The sequence below is a fragment of the Burkholderia diffusa genome, assembly GCF_001718315.1.
Lineage (GTDB): Bacteria > Pseudomonadota > Gammaproteobacteria > Burkholderiales > Burkholderiaceae > Burkholderia > Burkholderia diffusa_B.
Genome location: NZ_CP013362.1, coordinates 2,488,313 through 2,511,047 on the forward strand (window position 1 = coordinate 2,488,313; position 22,735 = coordinate 2,511,047).

At 63.9% G+C, this 22,735-nt stretch carries 22 protein-coding genes, 1 tRNA gene and 1 pseudogene; 14 read left to right on the forward strand and 10 right to left on the reverse strand.

The window, feature by feature from the left end:
- Window positions 1–63: 63 nt before the first annotated feature.
- Window positions 64–468 (reverse strand): DUF4399 domain-containing protein, encoded by a 405-nt coding sequence (locus tag WI26_RS11465; protein ID WP_059468200.1) that lies wholly within the window; start codon window positions 466–468, stop codon window positions 64–66.
- Between the two features lie 197 nt (window positions 469–665).
- Between WI26_RS11465 and WI26_RS11470 the strand changes: the two genes are divergently transcribed.
- From WI26_RS11470 to WI26_RS11480, 3 genes are all read left to right on the forward strand, one after another.
- Window positions 666–848: a rubredoxin gene (locus tag WI26_RS11470; RefSeq protein ID WP_006478164.1), complete on the forward strand. Its 183-nt coding sequence runs from the start codon at window positions 666–668 to the stop codon at window positions 846–848.
- Between the two features lie 145 nt (window positions 849–993).
- Window positions 994–1,068 (forward strand) — tRNA-Arg (locus WI26_RS11475).
- A gap of 175 nt (window positions 1,069–1,243) precedes the next feature.
- A complete protein-coding gene (locus tag WI26_RS11480; RefSeq protein ID WP_069225974.1) occupies window positions 1,244–2,458 on the forward strand; it encodes a tyrosine-type recombinase/integrase in 1,215 nt (404 codons plus the stop codon).
- Between the two features lie 31 nt (window positions 2,459–2,489).
- On the opposite strand, the gene WI26_RS11485 is transcribed toward WI26_RS11480, so the two are convergent.
- Window positions 2,490–2,726, reverse strand: coding sequence for a hypothetical protein (locus tag WI26_RS11485; protein WP_069225975.1), 237 nt, complete (start codon window positions 2,724–2,726; stop codon window positions 2,490–2,492).
- Window positions 2,727–3,306: 580 nt separating this feature from the next.
- Here WI26_RS11485 and WI26_RS11490 point away from each other — a divergent pair.
- The 4 genes from WI26_RS11490 to WI26_RS11500 are packed head-to-tail and all read left to right on the forward strand — an operon-like array spanning window position 3,307 to window position 9,330.
- Entirely contained in the window at window positions 3,307–5,814 is a 2,508-nt protein-coding gene (locus tag WI26_RS11490) for a type VI secretion system Vgr family protein (protein ID WP_069225976.1), read from the forward strand.
- A 60-nt stretch (window positions 5,815–5,874) separates the two neighbouring features.
- Entirely contained in the window at window positions 5,875–8,697 is a 2,823-nt protein-coding gene (locus WI26_RS11495; RefSeq protein ID WP_236849278.1) for a cell wall hydrolase, read from the forward strand.
- 15 nt (window positions 8,698–8,712) lie between these two features.
- Window positions 8,713–9,069, forward strand: a complete 357-nt coding sequence (locus tag WI26_RS31140; RefSeq protein WP_081334256.1) for a lysozyme inhibitor LprI family protein — start codon at window positions 8,713–8,715, stop codon at window positions 9,067–9,069.
- A gap of 9 nt (window positions 9,070–9,078) precedes the next feature.
- The gene (locus tag WI26_RS11500; RefSeq protein ID WP_069225978.1) at window positions 9,079–9,330 is read left to right on the forward strand and encodes a PAAR domain-containing protein; all 252 of its coding nucleotides are present in this window, start codon (window positions 9,079–9,081) and stop codon (window positions 9,328–9,330) included.
- Window positions 9,331–9,481: 151 nt separating this feature from the next.
- Here WI26_RS11500 and WI26_RS11505 read toward each other — a convergent pair whose 3' ends face one another.
- The gene (locus WI26_RS11505) at window positions 9,482–10,861 is read right to left on the reverse strand and encodes a right-handed parallel beta-helix repeat-containing protein (RefSeq protein WP_236849279.1); all 1,380 of its coding nucleotides are present in this window, start codon (window positions 10,859–10,861) and stop codon (window positions 9,482–9,484) included.
- Between the two features lie 208 nt (window positions 10,862–11,069).
- Between WI26_RS11505 and WI26_RS11510 the strand changes: the two are divergent.
- Window positions 11,070–11,430 (forward strand): annotated as a pseudogene (locus WI26_RS11510) (TetR/AcrR family transcriptional regulator); the annotation flags it as partial.
- An 82-nt stretch (window positions 11,431–11,512) separates the two neighbouring features.
- On the opposite strand, the gene eco reads toward WI26_RS11510, so the two are convergent.
- Entirely contained in the window at window positions 11,513–12,013 is a 501-nt protein-coding gene (gene eco / locus WI26_RS11515) for a serine protease inhibitor ecotin (RefSeq protein ID WP_069225979.1), read from the reverse strand.
- A 143-nt stretch (window positions 12,014–12,156) separates the two neighbouring features.
- On the opposite strand from eco, the gene WI26_RS11520 reads away from it, so the two are divergent.
- Window positions 12,157–12,489 carry a hypothetical protein gene (locus WI26_RS11520; RefSeq protein ID WP_059468202.1) on the forward strand — a complete coding sequence of 111 codons (333 nt, stop codon included), beginning with the start codon at window positions 12,157–12,159 and terminating at the stop codon, window positions 12,487–12,489.
- A gap of 194 nt (window positions 12,490–12,683) precedes the next feature.
- Here the strand turns inward: WI26_RS11520 and WI26_RS11525 are convergent, their stop codons facing one another.
- Window positions 12,684–13,085: a hypothetical protein gene (locus WI26_RS11525; protein WP_081334257.1), complete on the reverse strand. Its 402-nt coding sequence runs from the start codon at window positions 13,083–13,085 to the stop codon at window positions 12,684–12,686.
- Between the two features lie 117 nt (window positions 13,086–13,202).
- Between WI26_RS11525 and WI26_RS11530 the strand changes: the two genes are divergently transcribed.
- Window positions 13,203–13,583, forward strand: a complete 381-nt coding sequence (locus tag WI26_RS11530) for a DUF5594 family protein (protein WP_069225980.1) — start codon at window positions 13,203–13,205, stop codon at window positions 13,581–13,583.
- 172 nt (window positions 13,584–13,755) lie between these two features.
- The gene (locus WI26_RS11535; RefSeq protein WP_069225981.1) at window positions 13,756–15,123 is read left to right on the forward strand and encodes an MFS transporter; all 1,368 of its coding nucleotides are present in this window, start codon (window positions 13,756–13,758) and stop codon (window positions 15,121–15,123) included.
- A 9-nt stretch (window positions 15,124–15,132) separates the two neighbouring features.
- Here WI26_RS11535 and WI26_RS11540 read toward each other — a convergent pair whose 3' ends face one another.
- The 3 genes from WI26_RS11540 to WI26_RS11550 form a co-directional block, all read right to left on the reverse strand.
- Window positions 15,133–15,714 (reverse strand): AAA family ATPase, encoded by a 582-nt coding sequence (locus WI26_RS11540; RefSeq protein WP_069226409.1) that lies wholly within the window; start codon window positions 15,712–15,714, stop codon window positions 15,133–15,135.
- A complete protein-coding gene (gene otsA / locus WI26_RS11545) occupies window positions 15,707–17,128 on the reverse strand; it encodes an alpha,alpha-trehalose-phosphate synthase (UDP-forming) (RefSeq protein WP_069225982.1) in 1,422 nt (473 codons plus the stop codon). Before otsA ends, WI26_RS11540 begins: the two co-directional genes overlap by 8 nt.
- A 150-nt stretch (window positions 17,129–17,278) precedes the next feature.
- Window positions 17,279–17,467 carry a hypothetical protein gene (locus tag WI26_RS11550; protein WP_069225983.1) on the reverse strand — a complete coding sequence of 63 codons (189 nt, stop codon included), beginning with the start codon at window positions 17,465–17,467 and terminating at the stop codon, window positions 17,279–17,281.
- A gap of 289 nt (window positions 17,468–17,756) precedes the next feature.
- On the opposite strand from WI26_RS11550, the gene WI26_RS11555 reads away from it, so the two are divergent.
- Window positions 17,757–18,308 (forward strand): hypothetical protein, encoded by a 552-nt coding sequence (locus WI26_RS11555; protein WP_069225984.1) that lies wholly within the window; start codon window positions 17,757–17,759, stop codon window positions 18,306–18,308.
- On the forward strand, window positions 18,305–18,799 hold the full coding sequence (locus tag WI26_RS11560; protein WP_069225985.1) for a hypothetical protein: 495 nt from the start codon (window positions 18,305–18,307) through the stop codon (window positions 18,797–18,799). The genes WI26_RS11555 and WI26_RS11560 overlap by 4 nt, the downstream gene beginning before the upstream one ends.
- A gap of 54 nt (window positions 18,800–18,853) precedes the next feature.
- Here the strand turns inward: WI26_RS11560 and WI26_RS11565 are convergent, their stop codons facing one another.
- Window positions 18,854–20,191: an AAA-associated domain-containing protein gene (locus WI26_RS11565; RefSeq protein WP_059468207.1), complete on the reverse strand. Its 1,338-nt coding sequence runs from the start codon at window positions 20,189–20,191 to the stop codon at window positions 18,854–18,856.
- A gap of 22 nt (window positions 20,192–20,213) precedes the next feature.
- A complete protein-coding gene (locus WI26_RS11570) occupies window positions 20,214–21,971 on the reverse strand; it encodes an ABC transporter permease (RefSeq protein ID WP_069225986.1) in 1,758 nt (585 codons plus the stop codon).
- A 492-nt stretch (window positions 21,972–22,463) separates the two neighbouring features.
- On the opposite strand from WI26_RS11570, the gene WI26_RS11575 reads away from it, so the two are divergent.
- Window positions 22,464–22,730: a hypothetical protein gene (locus WI26_RS11575; RefSeq protein WP_027786765.1), complete on the forward strand. Its 267-nt coding sequence runs from the start codon at window positions 22,464–22,466 to the stop codon at window positions 22,728–22,730.
- Window positions 22,731–22,735: the final 5 nt, after the last annotated feature.

Below are 22,735 nucleotides of genomic sequence, written 5' to 3' on the forward strand. Positions count from 1 at the left end.
AGCCCCCGCGGCGGGCATACGGCCCTGGCTTCCCGGCCGCGTACCCGCATGCGGGAGATGCGATTACTTCACGTTGACCGAGATCGTCGAGCTCAGCTCGGGACCGTACGAGCGATGCGCGCCGTCGCCGAGCTGCAGCGTCAGCGTGTGCTGGCCGGGCGGCAGCTTCACGTCGGTTTCGGTCTGGCCCTTGCCGAAGTGCAGCGAATGGTCGGTGGCGGGAATCACGTCGCCCTTCGGCACCGGCTTGCCGTCGATCAGCAGGTGATGGTGGCCCGTGTCCGGCGTCATGTCGCCGGCCGGCTTGAGTTCCATCCCTTCGAGGCCGAACTTCACGTGCACGGGGCTCGACACCGTCGCGCCGTCCTTCGGCTCGACGAAGAATACGCGCGCCTCGGCACGCGCGAGCGTCGACACGGCCAGAGCCGCGACGCATACCGCACCCGCGATCCACTTCTTGTTGAGCATCGTTTTCTCCTTCAGATTGAAAGGCTCACGAAGCATACACTGCGCGCCCGGCCCGCGCGACGACGGTCGTTGTTCGCGATGCGTACGTTTAAAACGACGTTGCGGCGGCGTTCGGCGAAATTCCGGTACCATTGCGCCTTTCATCCGCCGGCCACACTGCGGACGGCATCACGGATTTTCATCATTCCGAGCACCACATGAGCGAAGTAACCGAATACCAGAGCTGGGTCTGCCTGATTTGCGGGTGGGTCTACAACGAAGCGGAAGGCCTGCCCGACGAGGGCATCCCCGCCGGCACCCGTTTCGCCGACATTCCCGCCGACTGGCGCTGCCCGCTGTGCGACGTGGGCAAGGAAGATTTCGTCGTCGTCGATTTCTGATTCCGGTTTCCGGACACGACTGAGCGCGCGGCGCGTATCGGCACGCATTCCGTCCGCCGATGCGCCGCGCGTTTGCTATACTCTGCGCGCTGTCCACATCGCCGTCCCGTTCGCGTCTGCCGTACGTGAATCCGCGGACAGGGCTCTCCCCGTAGTTCAATGGATAGAACAAGCGCCTCCTAAGCGCTAGATACAGGTTCGATTCCTGTCGGGGGGACCAAATATCCCCCCAAGGTTTCGCAAACTTTCACAAGAGAACCCCGCTAGGCTTGGCTTCGCGGGGTTTTTTGTTGCACACTTCCGCCATCGACCGCCAGCACAAACAACCCCCTGACAGGGGGCGTTCTGGGGTTCCGACAATTCCGCCTCACCGACAACCCCCAGCGCACGCAGACATGGCCCTCACCGACTTGAAAGTCCGCACCGCCAAACCAGCGGAAAAGCAGCAAAAGCTCTATGACGGTGGAGGCTTGCTTCTGCTGATCACGCCGGCAGGCGGGAAGCGATGGATCTTCAAGTACCGGGGCAACGGCAAGGAAAAGAGCCTCGCGCTCGGCATCTATCCTGACGTGTCGCTTAGTGACGCTCGCAAACGCCGCGACGCCGCACGCGAGAAACTAGCAGCCGGCATCGACCCCAATGAGGCCAAGAAAGCAGACAAGCGTGCCGCGAAGCTCGCCGGCACCAACTCCTTCGAGGCAGTCTCCCGCGAGTGGCTCGAAACACAGCGAGATGGATGGTCGGAAACGTACGCCAGCAAGGTCATCAACTGCCTCGAGATCGACGTCTTTCCGAGAATCGGCACGCGCCCAATCGCAAGTATCGAGGCGCCAGAGATACTTGAGATCGTGCGGACGGTCGAATCGCGCGGCGTGCGAGAGACCGCCAAGCGGGTACTTCAGCGATCACGTGCCGTGTTCCAGTACGGCATCATGACCGGCCGCTGCTCGCGGAACCCAGCTGCGGATATCGATGCTGAGACGGTGCTGAAGAAAGGCCCGGGCGTGCAGCACATGGCCCGCGTGAAAGCCACCGAGATCCCGCAGTTGATGCGTGACATCGACGAATACCAAGGCGACCTCATTACAAGGCTCGCGCTTCGATTCATGGCACTGACGTTCGTGCGGACGAAGGAGATGATCCAGGCCGAGTGGTCGGAGTTTGACGAAGCCGCCGCAGAATGGCGCATCCCGGCGGAGCGCATGAAGATGCGGGACCCGCACATTGTCCCGCTTTCGCGCCAAGCGCTCGACGTACTCGTCGAGCTCAGGCAGATCAACAGCCAGCGCCGCTTCATCTTCTACAGCGTGCAAGGTCGCGGCCCGATCTCGAACAACACGATGCTCTACGCGCTTTACCGCATGGGATACAAGTCCCGCATGACAGGGCACGGTTTCCGGGGACTGGCAGCAACAGCGCTGCGCGAACTTGGCTACAGCCGGGACGTGGTCGAACGGCAGATGGCTCATGCCGAACGCAATCAGGTGACGGCCGCCTACGTCCATGCAGAGTACCTGCCGGAGCGTCGCCAGATGATGCAGGCGTGGGGAGATCAACTCGACCGACTCAAGAACGGCGGCGAAGTGATCCCGATCACGGTAGCTCGATAGACAGCCCCGCAAAATCCGGCCGTCAAGTTGATCACTTGCGCATCATATGTTCGGGCGCGTCCTTGCCCCAGTAGACCTTCCCGTCCTTATCCATCTTCCACTGGTCGGACTGCGCGCGGTGACTTTCGGGCTCGTAGTCGACCGCGACCTTCTTCAGACGTGCCGACTCGACGCGGCGATGGCGACGGTGCCACTGCGCCTTGTCCTGCGCTTCGGATTCTGCGGTGGTGATGCCGCCGATCGGAGTCTTCCGTTTGCTCCGGCTCATTTCGCACCTCATTTTCATAGGCTTAACGTGCGAAAGCCCGCTCGCGGCTGGCTGACGGCAATCGTCGCATAAAGGCGTAATAAGTGCAAGAGCCCGCTGGCCCTCGGCCGGTGCAGGCATTTTCTCGTCCGAAGGACCCGAGGATTGGGCATGAGGTCACGCATTCATCCGCGAAAGCGACACGACGTCCCCGCGGTGGTCGGTACTCGCCAGCACGTGAAAGAACGACATGGTGCCGTGCCCGAAGTGCAGCGGCGTTCATGCGGTTGTTGGCGTCCGGTTCGCAGCATGTACCGCTGCCGGCAGCCGCGCGGTTGGACCCGCTTTCGCCCAGCAACCCATCCTCGATTGTCAAAAATCATCGCCCTTCCGCAATCGGCTGCCCCGACTTTGATATGATCTTTTGGCATCGGGGCAGAATTCTCCACCGCATCCTCCCTCCTCACCGCCCCGATACTCGAAGTCCCGGCATGCAGCCTCCATTCTTCCGCCGGACCTTCGCTTTTTGTATGAAGCACGCAGTCTCGGCCTCGGGAAATCGATAGCGGTCGGGCGCGCTCTCCACGAACGGGGTGACCGCATGAGCGGGGAAGTGTTGTTGAAGGTACTGCGCGGCGGTTACGCGCAGTTCGATCGCATCGTCAAACTCGACACGCCGCTTGGCGACGACTGGCTCGTGCCGCTGTACGTCAAGCTTCAGGCGCGGCTCGGGCGCAATTTCGAGGTGATCGTCGACGCATCATCGGTTGTCGGCGACAAGATCAAGCTCAACGCCCTGATGCTGCAACCGGTCACGCTCTGGATTCGCCAGACGGACGGCGGCTATCTACCGATTCACGGCTACGTGCAACAGGTCCGCCGCCTAGGAAATGACGGAGCGCTATCGTATTTTCAACTCCGATTCGCCTCCTGGTTGAGCTTCCTCAAGCTCAGCAGCGACCGGCGAGACTGGCAAGAAGCCAGCGGCTGGCAGATTCTCACCGATGTATTCGACAAGCATCCGCAGGCGAACGGCCAGTACGGGCTCGAGTTGCGCACCGCGATGCGCTCGTATTCGCACCGCGTCCAGTGGGAAACCGACTGGAATTTCGTGCACCGCAGCCTCGAGGAAGTCGGCGTGTTTCCGCGATTCGATTTCGCAAAGGATGGCAAATCGCACAAGGTTGTCATGATGGACGACCTGTATTTCGGGCCGTCGCTGCCAAAGCAGGAGATGAAGTTCAGTCACGCGGGCCCGAACGAGGAATTCGACGGGCTCACGCAACTGAGCGAGCAGCAGGACGCTCAAAGCGCGACGCTGACGCTTGGCACAGCCGATTACAAGCGGCCGGACCTCGACAAGCAGATCAGCACGCCCGCAGCGAATCTAGATGAACTCCCTGGACAGGGCGAGGATTACCTCTATACCGGCTCGCAAACATGGGCTGTATCCGACGCGGGGCAACAGCAGGCGCGCATCCGTACTGAAGAATGGGCCTCCCGGGCGAAGCGCTATTTCGCGGTCGGTAGTCCCCGCTACGCATTGCCCGGCTACTGGTTCAAGGTGACCGGACACCCGATCCTCGACACGCTGCCGGACGAGGATCGTGAGTTTTCGATCATCGCGAGCGACTGGCTGATTCAGAACAATCTGCCCGGCCTTGACGCGCTCGCGCGGTTCCCGCGCAGCCTGCGCGGCGAGATCGAGCAGGCGCAAGCGGCCGGGGCCGGTGTGGCGGTCAGTCATCGTGATGGCGGCGTCGGATTCCTCCAGGTCGAGATCGAGGCGCAACGCCGCCGCACGCCGTTCCGTAGCCCGTTCGAGCACGAGAAGCCTGAAATGCACCTGCAGACGGCGATCGTCGTGACGGACAGCGACGACGAAATCCACACGGATGACGGAAATCGCGTGCGTGTCCGGACAACGAACAGCCGGAATGCCCCCAATACGAAATCGACGCCGTGGATTCGTGCCTCAATGCCCGATGCCGGCTCGAAGCGTGGCGGCTACTTCCCGTTGCGGAAAGATGATCAGGTACTCCTGGGATTCGTGAATGGCGATTGTGATCGCCCCGTCATCATCTCGAGGCTGCACGGGGGCACGACGATGCCGGTATGGCATACCCACGGCCTGCTGTCCGGCTTACGGTCCCGCGAGTACGGTGGCGACGGCTTCAACCAGCTCGTCATGGACGACTCGAGCGGCCAGAACCGGGTCCACCTGTACTCGTCGAGCTACAGCTCCCATCTACATTTGGGCTACCTGATCGAGCAGTCCGACAACACACGTGGTGCGTTCCTCGGCAACGGATTCGACTTGAAATCCGGCGCATACGGTGCCGTGCGCGCCGAGCAGGGTCTGTATGTGTCAACACAGCCAGCCACTGCGCAGCCGATGAACGTAACAGCCGCGACCGAGCCGCTCACGGGCGCGGAAGCCGTGCTTGAAACCGCGTCGAAGGCCAGTGAAACGAATCGGGCCGAAAGCCTGCAGGACGGTCAGACCGCGCTGAAGTCGTTCACCGACGCCACGCAGCGCACGGTCGCGGGCACGACCAAGGGCGGCCGCACGGCCGGAGGTGGCACGGGCAATGCGAACGGTTTTTCGAAGCCGGTGATGCTGCTGTCGAGTCCTGAGGGCATCGCGGCATCGACGCAGCAATCCGTGCATATCACGGCAAACCAGCATGCGAACATGATTGCCGGCAAGAGCGTCAACTTGGCGGCCGGCAAGTCGTTGTTGGTAAGTGTGCTCGACAAAATGAGCCTGTTCGCGCAGAACCTCGGCGTCAAGATTTTCGCGGCGAAGGGGCCGGTAGACATTCAAGCGCAAAGCGGCCCGGCTTCTTTCGTAGGCCTTCAGGACGTGAAGATCGAAAGCGCGGACGGGCGGCTGATTCTGACGGCCGCGAAGGAAGTGTGGATCGGCGCAGGCGGCTCGTATATCAGCATCAAGGGCGGGTTGATCGAGAACGTGACGACCGGCCAGATTCTGGAAAAATGCGCAAATTGGGACAAGCCGAGCGGCGCGAGCGGGACGATTCGCGATCCGTTGCACGCGACGCCGGTGTCGACCGACGGCGGCCGCGGTTCGCTCTTCTCAGGCTGACCCTGAACCAGCCATCGTCCACGCGGCGACAAAAACGAGAAACGAGAGATTCCGAGAAATATGAACAAGAGCCACCCTACCCCGAAGTCGGCTTCGCCAGCCAAGCCGCCGGCTGTACCGAGCCCATCGACCACACCGGACACAGCATCGACACCGCCGTACAAGCAGCTGCGGTGGACCTTCCCGTTCACACCGACCGGGAAGGACGACCCCGCCGACCCGATGACGTACATGAAGGTGCTCGCCAGCGCTGAAGACGGGTTCTATCCACTCGGCGCAAACGGTATGTGGCACGGCGGCATCCACTTCGACCAGAACACGGCTGCCCAACTGAAGCAAGGCGACGGCATCCGCGCAATCGCCGACGGCGAAGTCGTCGCATATCGGCTCGACAGCAAGTATCCGGAACAGGACTACCAGGACGGCCGGCACGCGCTGTATTCGACGGGCTTCGTGCTGATTCGCCATCGGCTGCAACTTCCGCCAGCACCACCGCCGAAGACGGACCCGGCGAAGAGTTCGCCCGCCCAGCCTCCTACATCGTCGACAACGCCATCGTCGCCCGCTACCTCAGCGAACCCCAATGCGACGACGAGTCAGCCGGCACCAGGCGAAACGTTGACGCTCTTCAGCCTGTACATGCACACGATGGACTGGAACACCTACCAGTCTGCGGCAGAACAGGCGAAAGTCGCTCAGGTCGATCGCTCCAAGCTGAACATGGGGCCCATGCCGTATTGGGAAGGCGAGCGTTACTATCGGGTCGGCGACAAGGCCAAAGACCAGCAAGAGGTGCCTCGGCCAAAGGCACCCGTGTCAAGCAATCGCGATGTGCTTGGTGAGTTCATCGAAAGCAATTTTAAGAAGGTGCCCGAGCCGGAGGAGGACACGAAAAACGCGACTCCGGTCCCACCTCCGATCACGGGCCTTCGCATCCGTGACCTGCCGAACGGCAAGATCATTGGCATCTTGCCGAAAGGGGCGGAATTGACTGTTTCGGACACCGACGAGCAGGCCAAGGCAAGACCGGGCTGGGTGAAAATCAAGGCGATCAAATCCGGTACGGCAGCGGCTGCAGTCGTCGGACAGCCAGTGTCGCCACACGCGCCATACGGGTACGTGTTCGTGAATGAACTTGACCCGGTTGTAGACCCTAAACCGCTGGATACGGTCGTTGTGCTGAAACAACCCTATACGGTCAAGACCGGTGACCTGATCGCCCAACTCGGTCACTATCTGCGTTACCCGGACGCAAAGCTGTTGCCGCCGAAGCCGACCCGCCCGTTGCTGCATCTCGAGATCTTCGCCGGCCCCGAGCTCGAAGCGTTCATCCAGAAGAGCCGCGAGCGAGCAAAACAGTTGCCGGCGTCCAAAGCGTTTCTGGAAATCTCGCAGGGAGCGCGGCTCGTCAACGATCTGCCGGAACCGGACCAGAAGCTGCAACCCGGCACCAAGCTTGTCGCTCTTGCCGCTGACGCAAAGGGCAAGTGGGTTAAGGTGCAACCGAAAACAGCCGCGCCCGTACATGGCGGCCGCCACACGAAGCCGGTATTCAACGACGCCGGTGCTCCTGTTTGGGTCGATGGCAGCCTCGCAAACACGACGACAACCGCGATCGTGCCAGGGTGGAAGGATTTCCCATTGAGCTTCTCGAACGCCAAGGGGCCTGGGGCGGATTTCCGCTACGTGATCCGACGCGTCGACCTGGAGAAGAACAGAGCAGGAAACATCGCGAAAGACGGCAAGGGGCGCCACTGGTATTACGTGACGATCGGCACCAAAGACGGTGGTACTCGCACCGGATGGGTGTGCGAGCAGGACCATCCGCTCGTGCGAATGTGCGGGCCATGGGACTGGCCAGGCTTTGAACTGATCGACAACAGCAACATCACGCCGATCGACATGCTCAAGCGCTACATCCACGTCGCCGAACAGTTCCTGGCAGACGAAGACAAGACCGAATTCGAGACGAGTGCGGCCACGGTCAACGCGAGCCCGCTCATCTCGAAGCTCGAAAAGGCGATCGACGCGAACCACGACGGGAAGGTAACAGCGCAGGAACTGAAGCACGCGCAGGAAACGCCCTGGATGGCGGAAGCCCTCTCCCATCTCGTCGTACGCTGTGAAAGCGAATGGGGCGGCGGCCTGGGCAAGTGGGAAGCACTCTCACCGCTGATGAAGAAGCTGCTTTGGCTGTGGAAGGCAGAGATCGAGCGGATCGGCAAGCTGCAATGGTGGGAGCAGGTCTCCAGTGTGGAAGGTTTCCCGAAGGAACCAAATCCGTGGCATTTCCATCCGATAGGATTGGTTGGCAATTTCATCAATTCAGAAATTAGCGGCAAAATACTTCAGCTATCCGACCAGGACGTAGTCGACTTAATTAAGGTTACGGCAACCGAGGTTGCCTTAAGCTTAGATGACGAAAATTTAGGAAAACAAGCCGGCGCAGTTGTCGACACCATCCTAAACCGCCGAATGTCAGGCCTAAAAAAATGGAACACGATTCGAGGCGTAATTAATGAGAGATGGCAATTTTCCGATATTAACGCACCAAGACCCAGCGCTTATGGAAGCGTGCAAAACGTGCCCGACAGCCGAGTTTCCCCGAGAGTAAAATCTCTCGTTATCGCTCATTTGCAAGACCGTGCCAACGGAGGAGCGTCCCTAGTTGGAAATAACCTAAGTTATGCAAATCCATACGCGTTGGATGAGGCTTCAGATGCAACAAAAGCATGGGTTGAAGATGTCATCCGTCAAGCGAACGTTACTGGGTATAGATATGGGAAGGGGCGTGCAGTTCACGTACACGGAACAACGCAAGGATTGATGCCATCCCGACCAGACCCTTATACAATCGAGCTTCCTGAAGCATACAATCGCTAATTTTTCGAGAAGATTATGAAAAAAATCATTTCACTAGCACTTCTACTAATACCTCTTAGCTCATTCGCCGAAGCATGCGTCGGCGGCGGAAATGTATATAATGATTTATCCTGCGCCGATCACGCGCTAGCCAAGTCGAAGCAGGACCTTAATTCAATTTACCAAAAATTATATGCATCCACACAGTACAAGAATGAGCTTGAGCAATCACAGAAGGCCTGGCTCAACTATAGAGAGAAGCAGTGTAACGGCTATATTGCTGCCGAGGCGTCACAATCCCAAGGCGCCGGCTCGGGACTAATCACGAAAGATTGCCTTGTCGCGATCACCAAACAACGAGTTGATTATTTGAAAACTCTTCTCGAGAAATAGTAAGTTAACGTGATGAATCTAATCCGCGTTGGCGACAATACCGACCATGGCGGGAAGGTCGAAACAGGCTCAACGACGATGCGCTTCGACGGTCGATTCGTCGCGCGCAAGGGTGATCGCGTGTCGTGTCCGCAGCATCCCGACGTGTCGCCCAACATCATTGAGGAAGGCGACCCGTCGATGACGGACGGCGGAATACCGATCGCCCGGCACGGCCACCGCGCCACATGCGGCTGTCGCCTGATTTCAAGTCTCTTCTGAGCGAGCGAGGAGGCAGGCACCATGAAAATGGCCGCATCCCCGGTGGGTCAAGATTCGGTGGAAATCAACACACTGCCCCTGGTCTCCTGCACCACCGCCCGCGCCGAGCTTCACCAGACATCGGCCACCACCCCGCAACCCCGCCACATCATCACAGCATCAACCCCGTCCTGACCTGCGGCATCAAACTCGCATTCGCGCCCGTCACGACAAACGTGCCCGCCAGCGACGCCCCGGCCGGCAGCGCCAGCAGACTGCCGTCCCCAAGCCGATTCGCATCGACGACGATCTGGTTCGCCGCGCAGCCATTCGTCAACAACCCGACCGGCAAACCGGCAATCGACGAGAACGTGTTGCCCGTCACGCTGAACGAACACACGTTCCCGTACGCCCGGAAACCCGCGTAGCCGGAACCCGACACGCGGTTGTCCGCCACCGTGACATCCGACACGGTTCCCGACCACGTATCCAGTTCGATCGCGCCCTGCTGCGTCGGCTGCAGCCCGTTGTTCACGTTCGTATTCTGGATGTTGGTCACGGTATTGCCCCTGATGACGACGTTCGACGAGCCGTAGGTCTTCCAGCTGTCCTCCTGCGCGACCAGAATCCCGGCCGCCTTCTCGACGCCGTCGACCGTGTTGTTCGAGATCGTTACCGCCTGCCCGCCGACGACGGTGATGCCGCGTCCCCACGCGTTGCCGGACACCGAGTTATGGTCGATCAATACGTTGCCGCTGAGGCGACCGTCGCCGAGATAGCTGACCACGGCGATCAGGTCGTCACCGGTGCCGGCCACCGTATTGTTCTGCACCAGCACGTTGGTCGAACCGTAAGTGGTATGGATGCCGTCGGCCAGCGTCGCCCGTATGGTATTGCCGACAATCGCGATACCGTTGCCACCGAACACGAAAATCCCGGCGCTCGCGCCGCCCTGGATCGTCACGCCGAGCACTTGCACGTCCGAGCCCGTCACCTCGACCTTGGTCGACTCCGGCGTCGTGAGCCGTGTCGTTCCGGTGCCGGCCAGCGTCACGCCGACGAGCGTCGAACCGGCGCCGCTCATCACGATCGTCTGGTCGGCCGGATTCGTGGCGGCCAGCGTCGCGCCGTATCCGGAAATCACCGCCTGGGGCACCGTCACGGCAAGCGAATGCCCGACGATGTAGCGTCCCGGCGCGATGACCAGGCGCTGGCCGGCACGCAGGCTGTCGAATGCCTTCTGCAACGTGTCGGCCTGGTCGCTGCCGTCGGCGGCCGGATAGACCGTCACATCGGCAACCGGAATCGGCTTGGTGCCGCTGGAAGTCGGATGCGTCGCACCGGACGCCGTACCGGTCGCCCCGGCGCTCGACGCCGGGCTGCCGGAATTCGCCGATGAAGCCGATGTGCCGGATGCAGCACCGGCGGGTGCGGCGGACGATGTCGATGTGCCCGCAACGGTCTGCGCGCCTGCGGCAGCGTTGTCGTCGCCGCCACATGCGGCAAGACAAAGGCAGAGCGCGGCAAGCATCGCCCGATCGACTGTACGCATGCGAAGTTCCGCTAGCCCAGATTGGCGTCATCGTAAGTACGCCCGATCACTTTGTAAATGAATTCAGCAATGCACCTGTGAAATAGTTCGTTATCCACTTCCGTTCATCGCCGCGTCATCACGGAGACATGCGACCGCACCTTGCCGGATCGCGACGGACATATACGGGAGAGTGCGTGGAATCCCGCACCTTCGTCCGCAAAGCGAGGCGGTCGAGCACTACGTGGTGCAGACGGCGCGCACGTTCACACGCCGCTCGAAGCCGGCCGGTTGCCTGATCGTGCTGTCGGCGCTGCATCCGGCCGAACGATCGGATACGTTCCGGCAAACACTGATCGCGATGCGCGAGCGGACGGCCTCCGCGTTACGCGCGCGGCGCGACGAAGGCGTTGCAACCGACGGGCTCTTCACGCATGCGAAGCTCGATGCGATTACACGCCACTACGTGACGGTGCAACAGGGGATGTCAATTCAGGCACGCGACGGCGCAAGCCGTCGCGGATCGGAAGACGGTCGCGCAAGCCGCGCTGGCCGCATGGCCGCCGCTCGCGGGCGCGAACGGCGGATAATGTCGGGCTCCGGAAGGAAACCTGCAAAACCGCGCGGCCGTGCAGCGGCAAGCGCCCCCGCATGACCGCACCGGTGGACGCGTTACTGCGTGACGGCGTGCTGCACGTCCTTCGACGCGTGCCACACGCGATAGCGCACGTCGAAACCGTCCGGCACGTACACGACGAGCGGCAGGCGGCTGTTGTAGCGCAGCAGCTGGCCATCACCACGCACCTGCACGAAGCGCTGCTGCGGCGCCTGGCCCGGGCAGGCCATCAGCGTCGACGCCGGCCCCTTCACGTCGGTCAGCCGGTAGTACGTATAGCCCCAGCCCTTCACGTCCTCGGCGGTCAACTCACCGCCGAACCATTGCTGGTTGCAGTCGGTCTGCAGCGTCTTGCCAATCATCAGCTCGACGCGCGCGTCGCCCTCGTTCTCGAGCGGGGGCAGCGCGATCACCGCGCGCTGCTGGCCAGCCGCCGGCTGCGGGAACATCTTGATCGATTCGGCCGACACGGCGGGTGCCGATGCGGGGCCCGCCGCGCAAGCGGCTGCGGTCGTCACGCAAAGGGCGGCCAGGACGGCCCGGATCGCGAATTTCATCGATGTGCTCCTGATAAACAAAATAGGCCCCGATGCTAACACTTTCGTCGCGCGACCTTACGAGGCTGTAATTTGACGACACAAATGCAAACAGCCGGCAATCCCCGCGCGCGGTACTTATAGGGGAACCAACGGAGAACATCATGCTGAAGCTCATTGCCGCCGCCGGCGTCGCCACGCTGCTGGCCGGGTGCGTCGTCGGTCCGGACGCAGGATACGGTTACGGACAGCCCTACTATTCCGATCCCGGCTACGCGTACGGGCCGGCCTACGGGCCCTCGCCCATCTATGGCACGGTCAATATCTGGGGAGGTGGCGGCGGACGCGACTGGGACCGCGGTCACCGCGACTACCGCCGGTGGGATCGCGATCGTGGCGATCGCGGGGACCACGGCGGATGGGGACGCGGCGGCGGACGTCGTGGCGACTGGAACGAAGGCGGCGGCGGACGCGGCGACGGCGGCCATCGTCACTGACCCTGCGGATCCAATTGCAACCGTTTGTATCCGCACGCGGCCTCGCGCGGCTGCCGTCTGGCATTCCCGATCCGACGTCCGAGAAATGACAAAGGCCCTTGCATTACGCGGGGGCCTTTCCTTTCGTCTTCGTGGTACTGGTAATTCGTTCAATCGTGACCGGCCACGCGGCGCCGCGCCCGGTCAGCCCCCGCTCACCAGCCAGCCGGCCGCGCATAGCCGCCCGACACCGGCGCGCCGCAGACGTACGGGCGCTGATAGCGGTCGTAGCAATAGTCCGAGCCATCGTCCTGGTATTGCGCTTGCTGATAGGTCGGATACGCCGGCTGCTGGTAAGCCGGTGCCTGGTAGTACGTCGGCGGCTGATAGGCCGGTGCCTGATACACGGGTGCCTGATACGCGACGGGCGGATTCATCGCCGACGTCACGATTGCGCCGAGCACCGCGCCGCCGATCAGCGCGCCGATGATGGCGCCCCCGTCGCGGCCATGCGCGGACGCCGGGCCCGCCACGGCGAGCGAACCGGCAAGGACACATACTGCGGCAATTCTTTTCATGATGGACTCCCACGCGAAGTGGTACTGGATGCGATGCATTGTGGTCGTGCGCGGCCGTAATAGATGCAGCAAGTGGTAACGCGCCATTACGGGTATCACGCACACCGAAACGCGACCCCGCCGTGCTAGGATTTTCGGCACACAGGAGACGCCTTCATGCAGCCCGAAACCGCCCGCCGTTTCGATACCGAATTCGCGCCGCGCATTGCGCAGGCGATCGCCGCCTTCTTCGCCGACCACGTGCTGACCGGCGTCGTCCCGTACGGCGGGCACGGGCAACCGACGCGCGTGCAGATCCGCAGCGCACCGCACGAGCACGTGAGCGGCTTCGTGCATCCGCTGAACCTCGAACTGACCTGGGACACCGACGAGATCGAACGACTGATGGCGCCCGACGGGCCCGCGCGGTTCGAGCACTACCTGAGCGCGCTGCCGAGGAAGCTGAGCGCATGGCAGGGCGCGCGCGACATCGATCTCGCATCGCGCACGCAGGCCGACCCGCTCGTGCGGCTCGGCGGCCTCGATTTCGAAGGCTGAATGCACGCACCGGCCGCCGGCGACGTCGCGCGATACGGTCCGGTGATACACTCGACCGGTCCCGCTCCGGCGCCGTCAGGCTGACCGGGCCGTTCACCGCCGCCGCCCGTGAGTATGGTTGCACACGCAACCGGCATCCGGGCACGCGGACCATCACGCCTTCGCTCCCGTCATGAACGCCGATACCGGCCTGCCGCTTCCGCAACGCTACTGGGCAATCGTCTGCGTCGCACTGGGCATCACGCTCGCCGTGCTCGACGGCGCCATCGCGAACGTCGCGCTGCCGACGATCGCGCGCGACCTGCACGCGTCCGATGCCGCATCGATCTGGATCGTCAACGCGTACCAGCTCGCGGTGACGATCACGCTGTTGCCGCTCGCGTCGCTCGGCGAACGCGTCGGCTATCGCCGCATCTACATCGCCGGGCTCGCGCTCTTCACAGCGGCGTCGCTCGGCTGCGCGCTCGCCGGCTCGCTGCCCATGCTCGCCGTGATGCGCGTGATACAGGGGTTCGGTGCGGCCGGCATCATGAGCGTGAACGCAGCGCTCGTGCGGATGATCTACCCGTCGTCGATGCTCGGACGCGGGTTGTCGATCAACGCGATGGTGGTTGCACTGTCGTCGGCGATCGGCCCGACGGTCGCGTCGGCGATCCTGTCGGTCGCGCCGTGGCCCTGGCTGTTCGCGGTCAACGTGCCGATCGGCATCGCCGCGGTGTTCGGCAGCCTCCGTGCATTGCCGGCCAACCCGCTACACGACGCACCGTACGACTTCCCGAGCGCGCTGATGAACGCGTGCGTCTTCGGTCTGCTGATCATGGCCGTCGACGGGCTCGGGCATGGCGAAAGTCACGCATACGTCGCGGGCGAACTGGCGATCGCGTTCGCGGTCGGCTACTTCTTCGTGAAGCGGCAGTTGTCGCAGCCGGCACCGCTGCTGCCGGTCGACCTGATGCGCATCCCGATGTTCGCGCTGTCGATCTGCACGTCGATTGCATCGTTCACGTCGCAGATGCTCGCGTTCGTCGCGCTGCCGTTCTGGCTGCAGCATTCGCTCGGCTTCTCGCAGGTCGAGACCGGCCTTTACATGACGCCGTGGCCGCTCGTGATCGTATTCGCCGCGCCGCTTGCCGGCGTGCTGTCGGATCGTTATTCGGCCGGCATCCTCGGCGGCATCGGACTCGCGCTGTTCGCGGCCGGGCTGTTGTCGCTCGCGACGATCGGCGCGCATCCGGGCACCGTCGACATCGTGTGGCGGATGGCGCTGTGCGGCGCGGGTTTCGGGCTGTTCCAGTCGCCGAACAATCGCGCGATGCTGTCGTCGGCGCCACGCGAGCGCAGCGGCGGCGCGGGCGGGATGCTGAGTACGGCACGCCTGACGGGCCAGACGCTCGGTGCCGCGCTCGTCGCACTGATTTTCGGGCTGGCGCCCGACCACGGGCCGACGATCGCGCTCTACGTCGCCGCCGTATTTGCGGCGCTCGCCGCTGTGGTCAGCATGCTGCGCATCGCGTCGCCGCGCCCCGACACGGCGGTCTGACGCCGCCGCTCACGCGGCGTCGAGCGCGTCCATCACGAAGCGCACGCGCGCCTTCACGCTCACGCACGGCAGTTCGATCAACCGATACCCGTACGCCGTATAGCAGTCGACCATTGCGTCGTAGGAGCGCACGGCCTCCGCGAAATCCTGCCGGCGCTCGGTATCCTGCGCGTAGATATCGGGCCACGGCGGCGCGATGAACACGCGGCGGTGATACCGAAAGCGCCGCGCCGCGGCCTCCGCATGCGCGGGCACCGCGAGGCCCGTCAACCGCAGATAGCCGATCACGTCCGGCACGCCGCGGTCGAAGAACACGGGTCCACGTGCGCCTCGCGCGAGGTGATACGAACGCATCTCCCAGTTCAGCATCAGCTCGGCGAACGCGGCCCGGTCACGCCAGGGCAACGCCGGGCCGTCGATCGCCATCTGGTCGCGGATCACCCCGCGCCCGGCCTCGTGCGAGCGCGCGAAACCGCTGCGTTCGAGCGCATCGAGCAATGTGCTCTTGCCGGAGCCGGGGCCGCCCGTGACGACGAAGAAGCGAGCGGACACCTCCTGCGCCACGCCGTCGTCCTCCACGCGCTCAGACATGCGCGGCTCGTCGGCCCGCGCGCTGCGTGACCGACGCGGCCGCCGCAACGCTGCGCAAGTCGGCAACGAACGTGTCGCGCCAGACGGAAAGGTTGTTCCCGCGCAGCCGCGCGAGGTTCTCTTCGTGACGCGCCTGCCGCTCCGCGAGCGGCATCGACAGCGCGCGCTCGAGCGCATCGGCCATCTGCGACAGGTCGTAAGGATTGACGAGCAGCGCACCGGTCAGCTCGGCCGCCGCGCCGGCGAACTCCGACAGCACGAGCACGCCCGGATCGGCCGGATCCTGCGACGCGACGTATTCCTTCGCGACGAGATTCATCCCGTCGCGCAACGGCGTCACGTAGCCGACCTGCGACATCCGGAAGAACGCCATCAGCAGATTGCGCTCGTACTTGCGGTTCAGGTACTGGATCGGCGTCCAGTCGAGCTGCGAAAAGCGGCCATTGATGCGGCCGGCCTCGCCTTCGAGCGTTTCGCGAATGCGCTGGTAGGTCTGCACGTCGGAGCGCGTCGGCGGCGCGATCTGCACGAGCGATACGCGCCCCTGCCAGCCCGGCGCGTTGGCGAGCATCCGCTCGAACGACTGGAAGCGTTCGACGAGCCCCTTCGAATAGTCGAGCCGGTCGACGCTCATCACGAGCTTGCGGCCGCCGAGCGCGTCGCGCAGCATCTTCACCGGCTTGCGCGACGCGTACTGGACGGCTGCCTGCGCGATCGCATCCGGGTGCACGCTGATCGGATAGGCGGCGATCTTCACGACGCGGCCGTGCGCATGCAGCATCCCGTCGTCGCTGGCCGCGCCGATGCCGCGCCGCTCGATGTAGTCGGCGAACGCCTGCTTGTCCGCTTCGGTCTGAAAGCCCGCGATGTCGTACGCGCACATGAACTTCACGAGTTCCTCGTGCGGCGGAACGATGCGCAACATGTCGGGCGACGGAAACGGGATATGCAGGAAGAAGCCGATCGGGTTCTTCACGCCGAGTTCGCGAAGGCAATGCGCGAACGGCAGCAGGTGATAGTCGTGCACCCAGATCAGGTCGTCGGGCCGCAGCAGCGCGGCGAGCTGCTTCGCGAGCATCGCGTTCACGCGCAGATAGCCCGCGTACTCCTGCCGGTCGAAGCGCGCGAGATCGCCGCGGTAGTGAAACACCGGCCACAGCGTCGCGTTCGAGAAACCGCGGTAGTACTGATCGTAGTCGCGCCGGGTCAGCCCGAGCGTCGCATACGTGACGTTGCCGTCACGCTGGATGGCGGGCGCGACGTCGGGCGTACCAACGATCTCGCCGTTCCACCCGAACCAGACGCCGCCGGTTTCCTTCAGCGCGTCCATCACGCCGACCGCGAGACCACCCGCGCTCGGGCGCGTGTCCTCGCCGGCGGCGACACGGTTCGATACCACGATCAATCTGCTCATGCGGCTTTCCCTCCTCGATTCGATTGGATGACGCGCAACGCGCGCCACGACGGGCGCGACGGCCCGAAGGCGGTCGCGCGGCGATTCAGATGTGAGCGATGCAACAAAGAGCGCAATGAAATGCAGCGGCGGAATGCAACGGCGACGGAATCAGGCGTCCTGCTCCTGGCCGAGGTCGCGTTGATAATCGAGCCCTTCCGGGCGTGCGCCGCCCTGGTTGTGGTCGCCGTCCGACGGCGTCTCGTCGGGCGGCGCGCCGGCCGGCGCATCGGTCTGCGGACGCGGGCGCTCGGGCCCCGTGTCGGGCGACCGGGGAGAAAACCGTTTCGAACGACGCATGGCTGGGTGTCTCATATGCAACGCGGCTCGGAGCCGCCGTAGAAACATTCCATAACAAAAGAGTCTAGGTGGCTTCCTCGCATGCCAAGGTAACAATTGCCTTCAATTTGTAACGTTTCGACCCCTGCTCAGCCGACTGTCCGACAATGACGCCGCGCGTGCGCGCGCGAGTCGCCAGCACGGCGATTTGTCAAAGCTTTGCAGTTTTCCTATGACAATTGCGAAACAATGACGCGGCATGGGGGCGCGCATGCGTCGCCGCTCACCCAGACAGGACTCGCACTCAGGGATGAACATTCGTTTCGAACCGCCGCGTCGGGCCATGCCGGCGCGCATCGTGCTGGCCGCGATCGCCACGGCCGCACTGCTGTCCGGCTGCAACTCGCTGTACAGCGAAGGCGCGACTGCCGGCGCCGGTATCGCGGGCGCCGCGATTGCCTCCAAGGTCACCAACAACGCCGCCGTCGCGACGGGTATCGGTCTCGGCGCCGTCGCCGGCGCGCGTGCGGGCGTCCAGTACACGCAGCGGGTCGCGCATCGCTACACGCAGGAGCAGATCGCGGAAGCGGCCGGCCCGCTCGACGTCGGCGGTGTCGCACCGTGGAAGACGCACCATTCGTTCCCGATCGAGGACGACGAACAAGGCCGCGTGACGGTCAGCCGGATGATCAGTATCGGCCCGCTCGACTGCAAGGAAATCGTGTTCGCGGTCGACACGCCCGCGAAGGCCGACAAGGCCGCGGAATCGGCGTTCTACGTCGCCACGATCTGCCGCGACGGTCCCGTGTGGAAATGGGCGTCGGCGGAACCCGCGACCGAACGTTGGGGCGCGCTGCAATGAGCGTCGCGATCCGCATCGCGGCGATCGGCACGCTGTGCGCGGCCAGCGCCGCGCTGTCGGGCTGCGGCTCGGTCGGCGCGGCGAGTGGCGCGCTCGCCGGCGCAGCGACGGGCCTCGTCACCGCGAACCCGGCCGTCGGCGTCGGTGTCGGGATTGCCGTGCAGGCGGCGACCGACGAGGCCGTCAACCGCACGATGAAGCAGCTCCATCAGAATCAGCAGGACGCAATCGCGAAAGCGGCGGGCAGCCTGGCCGTCGGCGAAGTGAAGCCGTGGAAGGTGAAGAACACGCTGCCGCTCGAAAACGGCGAAGGCGAGGTGCGCGTCACGCACGCGTACTCGACGGCGCTCGCGCTCTGCAAGGAATTCGCATTCTCGGTGAAGGACGGCGACAAGGCCGACTGGTATTTCGCGAATGCGTGCCAGCAAGGCACGCACTGGAAGTGGGCGTCGGCCGAACCGGCCGTCGACCGCTGGGGCAACCTGCAGTAACGATGCGATGCGCGGCGCATGCGGATGCCGGGCCGCGCGGCCCGGCTCGATGGCTCAGGACTCGACGTCCTCGAGACTGAAAATTTCGGTCTGGTCGTTGTACGAAAAGATCTCGCCGTAACGCCCCCAGTCGATCACCGCGTCGAGCGTTTCCTCGGCCGCGCCGTCCGACAGGAAATCCTCGAGTTCCTGCTCGAAGCGCACGCGCGGCGCGCGATGGCCGGGGCGCTCGTTCAACACCTTCTTGATCCGCGCGGCGAGCGGCACGTGCTTCAGCAGATGATCCGCGAACATCAGCTTGCGCTCCTGCGTGCCGAATTCCGCGAACACGCGCCCCGGCGGCGTCAGGAACACGTCACCTTCGCGCACGTCGGCAAAGCCGAGGTACTGCAGCACTTCGGCGATCGGGAACAGGTCGTCGACTTCCAGATGCAGCGTGCGCGCGATTTCCGGCATGTCGGCGCGGCCGTGATACGGCGCCATCGCGAGCGTCTCGATCAGGCCGGCCATCAGGTTGGTCGACACCTGCGGCAGCCAGCTGCCGAGCTCGAGCCCCTTCTTCGTCGCCTCGCCGGTCTGGCGTGCGGTCATCTTCGCGTAGATGTCGTCGACGAGCTTGCGGAAGGCCGGATCCAGCCGGTTGCGCGGATGCTTGAACGGCACCTTGATCTCGGCGATCACGCGGCCCGGATTCGACGACAGCACCAGAATGCGGTCACACATGAACACCGCTTCCTCGATGTTGTGCGTGACGATCAGCACCGACTTGATCGGCATGCGGCCTTGCGTCCACAGGTCGAGCAGGTCGGTGCGCAGCGTTTCGGCCGTGAGCACGTCGAGTGCCGAGAACGGCTCGTCCATCAGCAGGATCGTCGGGTCGACGACGAGCGCGCGCGCAAAGCCCACGCGCTGGCGCATGCCGCCCGACAGCTCGCGCGGATACGCGTTCTCGAAGCCGTCCAGACCGATCAGGTCGATCGCGGCGAGCGCGCGCTCGCGACGCTCGCGCGCACCGACGCCGAGCGCTTCCAGACCGGCTTCCACGTTCTGCAGCACGGTCAGCCACGGGAACAGCGCGAAGGTCTGGAACACCATCGCGACGCCTTCGGCCGGCCCGGTCAGCGGCTTGCCGAGGTAGGTCACTTCACCGCCGGTCGGCTCGATCAGCCCGGCGATGATTCGCAGCAGCGTGGATTTGCCCGAGCCCGAACGGCCGAGCAGCCCGACGATCTCGCCTTCGCGCAGCGACAGGTTCGCGTCGTCGAGCACGAGCAGTTCGCCCTGCGTCTTGTTGAAGCCGCGGCAGACGTGATCGACGCGCAGGATCTCCTCGCCGAGGCGCGGCGGCTGGGACGTCTGGACGGGGGCGTTTACAGCATTCGGATTGTGCATCGCGTTTCGCTCTCAATCGGTCTCAGTCGAGCCGCAGCTTCGCTTCGGCGAAGGCATACAGCGGGCGCCACAGCAGGCGGTTGAACAGGGTAACGAACAAGGACATCACGGCGATGCCCAGGATGATCTTCGGAAAGTCGCCCGCGGCGGTGGTCTGCGCGATGTACGCGCCGAGGCCGTGCGCCTCGATCCTGGTCGTGCCCCACTGCACCGCTTCGGACACGATGCTCGCATTCCACGCACCGCCCGACGCGGTGATCGCGCCGGTCACGTAGTACGGGAAGATGCCGGGCAGGATCGCCTGGCGCCACCACTGCCAGCCGCGGATCCGGAAATTCGTCGCGGCTTCGCGATAGTCGTTCGGATAGGACGTCGCGCCCGCGATCACGTTGAACAGGATATACCACTGCGTGCCGAGCACGATCAGCGGCGACAGCCAGATATCGGCGTTCAGGTGGAAGCGCGCGATCACGATCACGAACACCGGGAACAGCAGGTTCGCCGGGAACGCGGCGAGGAACTGCGCGAGCGGCTGCAGCTTCTCGGCGAGCTTCGGGCGCAGCCCGATCCACACGCCGACAGGCACCCAGATCACGGACGCGATCGCGATCAGCACGACCACGCGCAGCAGCGTGATGAGGCCAAGCACGATCACATGGCCGACTTCGGCCATCGTCACGCCGGTCGACACGAAACTGACGACACGCCACACGATATAGGCAGTGCCGAGCAGCACGAGCACCGCCCACGCGATATCGACCGTGCGCGACGCCTTCTTCTCGACCTTGGGCAGCGTGAAGCGCATCGCGCCCGACAACGGAAGACGCAGCGGAATCCGCGCGGCCTTCGCGAAGAACCAGCCGGCCGGCACGAGCAGTTGATGAATCAGGCGCGTACGGCGCACGAGGTCGAGCAGCCAGGATTGCGGCGCGTCGCCCGACGCGGTGTTCTCCATCCGGAACTTGTCGGCCCACGCGATCAGCGGGCGGAACAGGAGCTGGTCATAGGCCAGGATCACGACCGTCATCGTCAGGATCACCCAGCCGATCGCGCCGAGGTTCTTGTCCGAGATCGCCTGCGCGAGATACGCGCCGATCCCGGGCAGCGTGATGGTCTGGTTGCCGACGGTGATGGCCTCCGATGCGACGACGAAGAACCAGCCGCCCGACATCGACATCATCATGTTCCAGATCAGCCCCGGCATCGAGAACGGCACCTCGAGCTTCCAGAAGCGCTGCCACGACGTCAGGTGAAAGCCGCGCGACACTTCGTCCAGATCGCGCGGCACCGTGCGCAGCGACTGGTAGAAGCTGAACGTCATGTTCCACGCCTGGCTCGTGAAGATCGCGAAGATCGCGGCCAGTTCGGCGCCGAGCACGCGGCTCGGGAACAGCGCGAGGAAGAACGTCACCGTAAAGGAGATGAAGCCGAGCACCGGCACCGACTGCAGGATGTCGAGGATCGGGATCAGCACCATGCCGGCGCGGCGGCTTTTCGCGGCGAGCGTGCCGTAGACGAGCGTGAACGCGAGCGACGCGACCATCGCGGCGAGCATTCGCAGCGTGGTGCGCAGCGCGTATTCTGGCAGGTTCGACGGATCGAGCGAGATCTTCTGGGTCTGAAGGGTCCCGATCGGCGCCATCGTTTCATGAAAGCCGACGACCGCCATCGCGATCAGGCAGATGATCAGCGGGAACGCGATGAAGTCCCATCGGTTCGGCAGAACGCGCCACGCGGACGCGTTGGCGGTCCGGTTCGGATTGAAGAATCCGACGTCCATCAGGCGCCCTCCCCGGTAAGGCCGAACGAAGCCGGCAGACGATGTTGATTCATGGCAAAGCGCACGGGCGCGGTAATTCGACGCGGTAATTCGATTGATTCACGATCTGACGCCAGCGCGAGGCCGCCGTGCGTGCAGGCTGCGCCCCGGCGCGGCGAGTCTGGCCGCGACGGCACGACACTACACCAACCTGTATTTCAGGTTCAACCGTCCGGGGCCGGCGCCGCGCGGACGGCGCACCGATCGTGCCCGGCAGCGGGCGAACAACAGGCGCGCGATGCGGAGCAGCCCGGCCGCAGTCCTCAGGCCGGCATGCAGGCCCCGAATTATGCCGTGATCCGGGCCGGCCGGGAACCCGCCAACCACACGCGGACGCAATCCATGCCGGACGTCAGCGGACGATTGCGGCGAAGCAGGTATGATCGGGGCTAGCCCCTGGCGTCGGTGTTGACCACAGCCGCCGGGGATCGACCGACCAGCGGGAGGAAGGGAATGGCAGGAAACTTGGTGATCGTCTGCCGCGATCAGGATGCCGATGCGTTCTACGAGCTGATGCAGGAGTATGGGTCGTTCCAGACCCGGCTGTCGTCGACGGCATGGTACCTGAACATGAACGTCGTGCCGGAATCGCTGCAGGAGGAGATTCTGGAGCGCCTTGGCCGCTATACGACCGTCTATATCTTCGAGGCCACGAGCGTGACCTACAACACCATCGACAGCAACGCCGCCGAGACGCTCGGCACGCTGTTCGGCGAATGATGTCG

Excerpts from the sequence above, each read along its gene's own strand:
- WI26_RS11465 (WP_059468200.1), bottom strand. The coding sequence starts at position 468 with ATGCTCAACAAGAAGTGGATCGCGGGTGCGGTATGCGTCGCGGCTCTG.
- WI26_RS11470 (WP_006478164.1), top strand. The coding sequence starts at position 666 with ATGAGCGAAGTAACCGAATACCAGAGCTGGGTCTGCCTGATTTGCGGG.
- WI26_RS11480 (WP_069225974.1), top strand. The coding sequence starts at position 1,244 with ATGGCCCTCACCGACTTGAAAGTCCGCACCGCCAAACCAGCGGAAAAG.
- WI26_RS11485 (WP_069225975.1), bottom strand. The coding sequence starts at position 2,726 with ATGAGCCGGAGCAAACGGAAGACTCCGATCGGCGGCATCACCACCGCA.
- WI26_RS11490 (WP_069225976.1), top strand. The coding sequence starts at position 3,307 with ATGAGCGGGGAAGTGTTGTTGAAGGTACTGCGCGGCGGTTACGCGCAG.
- WI26_RS11495 (WP_236849278.1), top strand. The coding sequence starts at position 5,875 with ATGAACAAGAGCCACCCTACCCCGAAGTCGGCTTCGCCAGCCAAGCCG.
- WI26_RS31140 (WP_081334256.1), top strand. The coding sequence starts at position 8,713 with ATGAAAAAAATCATTTCACTAGCACTTCTACTAATACCTCTTAGCTCA.
- WI26_RS11505 (WP_236849279.1), bottom strand. The coding sequence starts at position 10,861 with ATGCGTACAGTCGATCGGGCGATGCTTGCCGCGCTCTGCCTTTGTCTT.
- eco (WP_069225979.1), bottom strand. The coding sequence starts at position 12,013 with ATGAAATTCGCGATCCGGGCCGTCCTGGCCGCCCTTTGCGTGACGACC.
- WI26_RS11520 (WP_059468202.1), top strand. The coding sequence starts at position 12,157 with ATGCTGAAGCTCATTGCCGCCGCCGGCGTCGCCACGCTGCTGGCCGGG.
- WI26_RS11525 (WP_081334257.1), bottom strand. The coding sequence starts at position 13,085 with ATGCATCGCATCCAGTACCACTTCGCGTGGGAGTCCATCATGAAAAGA.
- WI26_RS11530 (WP_069225980.1), top strand. The coding sequence starts at position 13,203 with ATGCAGCCCGAAACCGCCCGCCGTTTCGATACCGAATTCGCGCCGCGC.
- WI26_RS11535 (WP_069225981.1), top strand. The coding sequence starts at position 13,756 with ATGAACGCCGATACCGGCCTGCCGCTTCCGCAACGCTACTGGGCAATC.
- WI26_RS11540 (WP_069226409.1), bottom strand. The coding sequence starts at position 15,714 with ATGTCTGAGCGCGTGGAGGACGACGGCGTGGCGCAGGAGGTGTCCGCT.
- otsA (WP_069225982.1), bottom strand. The coding sequence starts at position 17,128 with ATGAGCAGATTGATCGTGGTATCGAACCGTGTCGCCGCCGGCGAGGAC.
- WI26_RS11550 (WP_069225983.1), bottom strand. The coding sequence starts at position 17,467 with ATGCGTCGTTCGAAACGGTTTTCTCCCCGGTCGCCCGACACGGGGCCC.
- WI26_RS11555 (WP_069225984.1), top strand. The coding sequence starts at position 17,757 with ATGAACATTCGTTTCGAACCGCCGCGTCGGGCCATGCCGGCGCGCATC.
- WI26_RS11560 (WP_069225985.1), top strand. The coding sequence starts at position 18,305 with ATGAGCGTCGCGATCCGCATCGCGGCGATCGGCACGCTGTGCGCGGCC.
- WI26_RS11565 (WP_059468207.1), bottom strand. The coding sequence starts at position 20,191 with ATGCACAATCCGAATGCTGTAAACGCCCCCGTCCAGACGTCCCAGCCG.
- WI26_RS11570 (WP_069225986.1), bottom strand. The coding sequence starts at position 21,971 with ATGGACGTCGGATTCTTCAATCCGAACCGGACCGCCAACGCGTCCGCG.
- WI26_RS11575 (WP_027786765.1), top strand. The coding sequence starts at position 22,464 with ATGGCAGGAAACTTGGTGATCGTCTGCCGCGATCAGGATGCCGATGCG.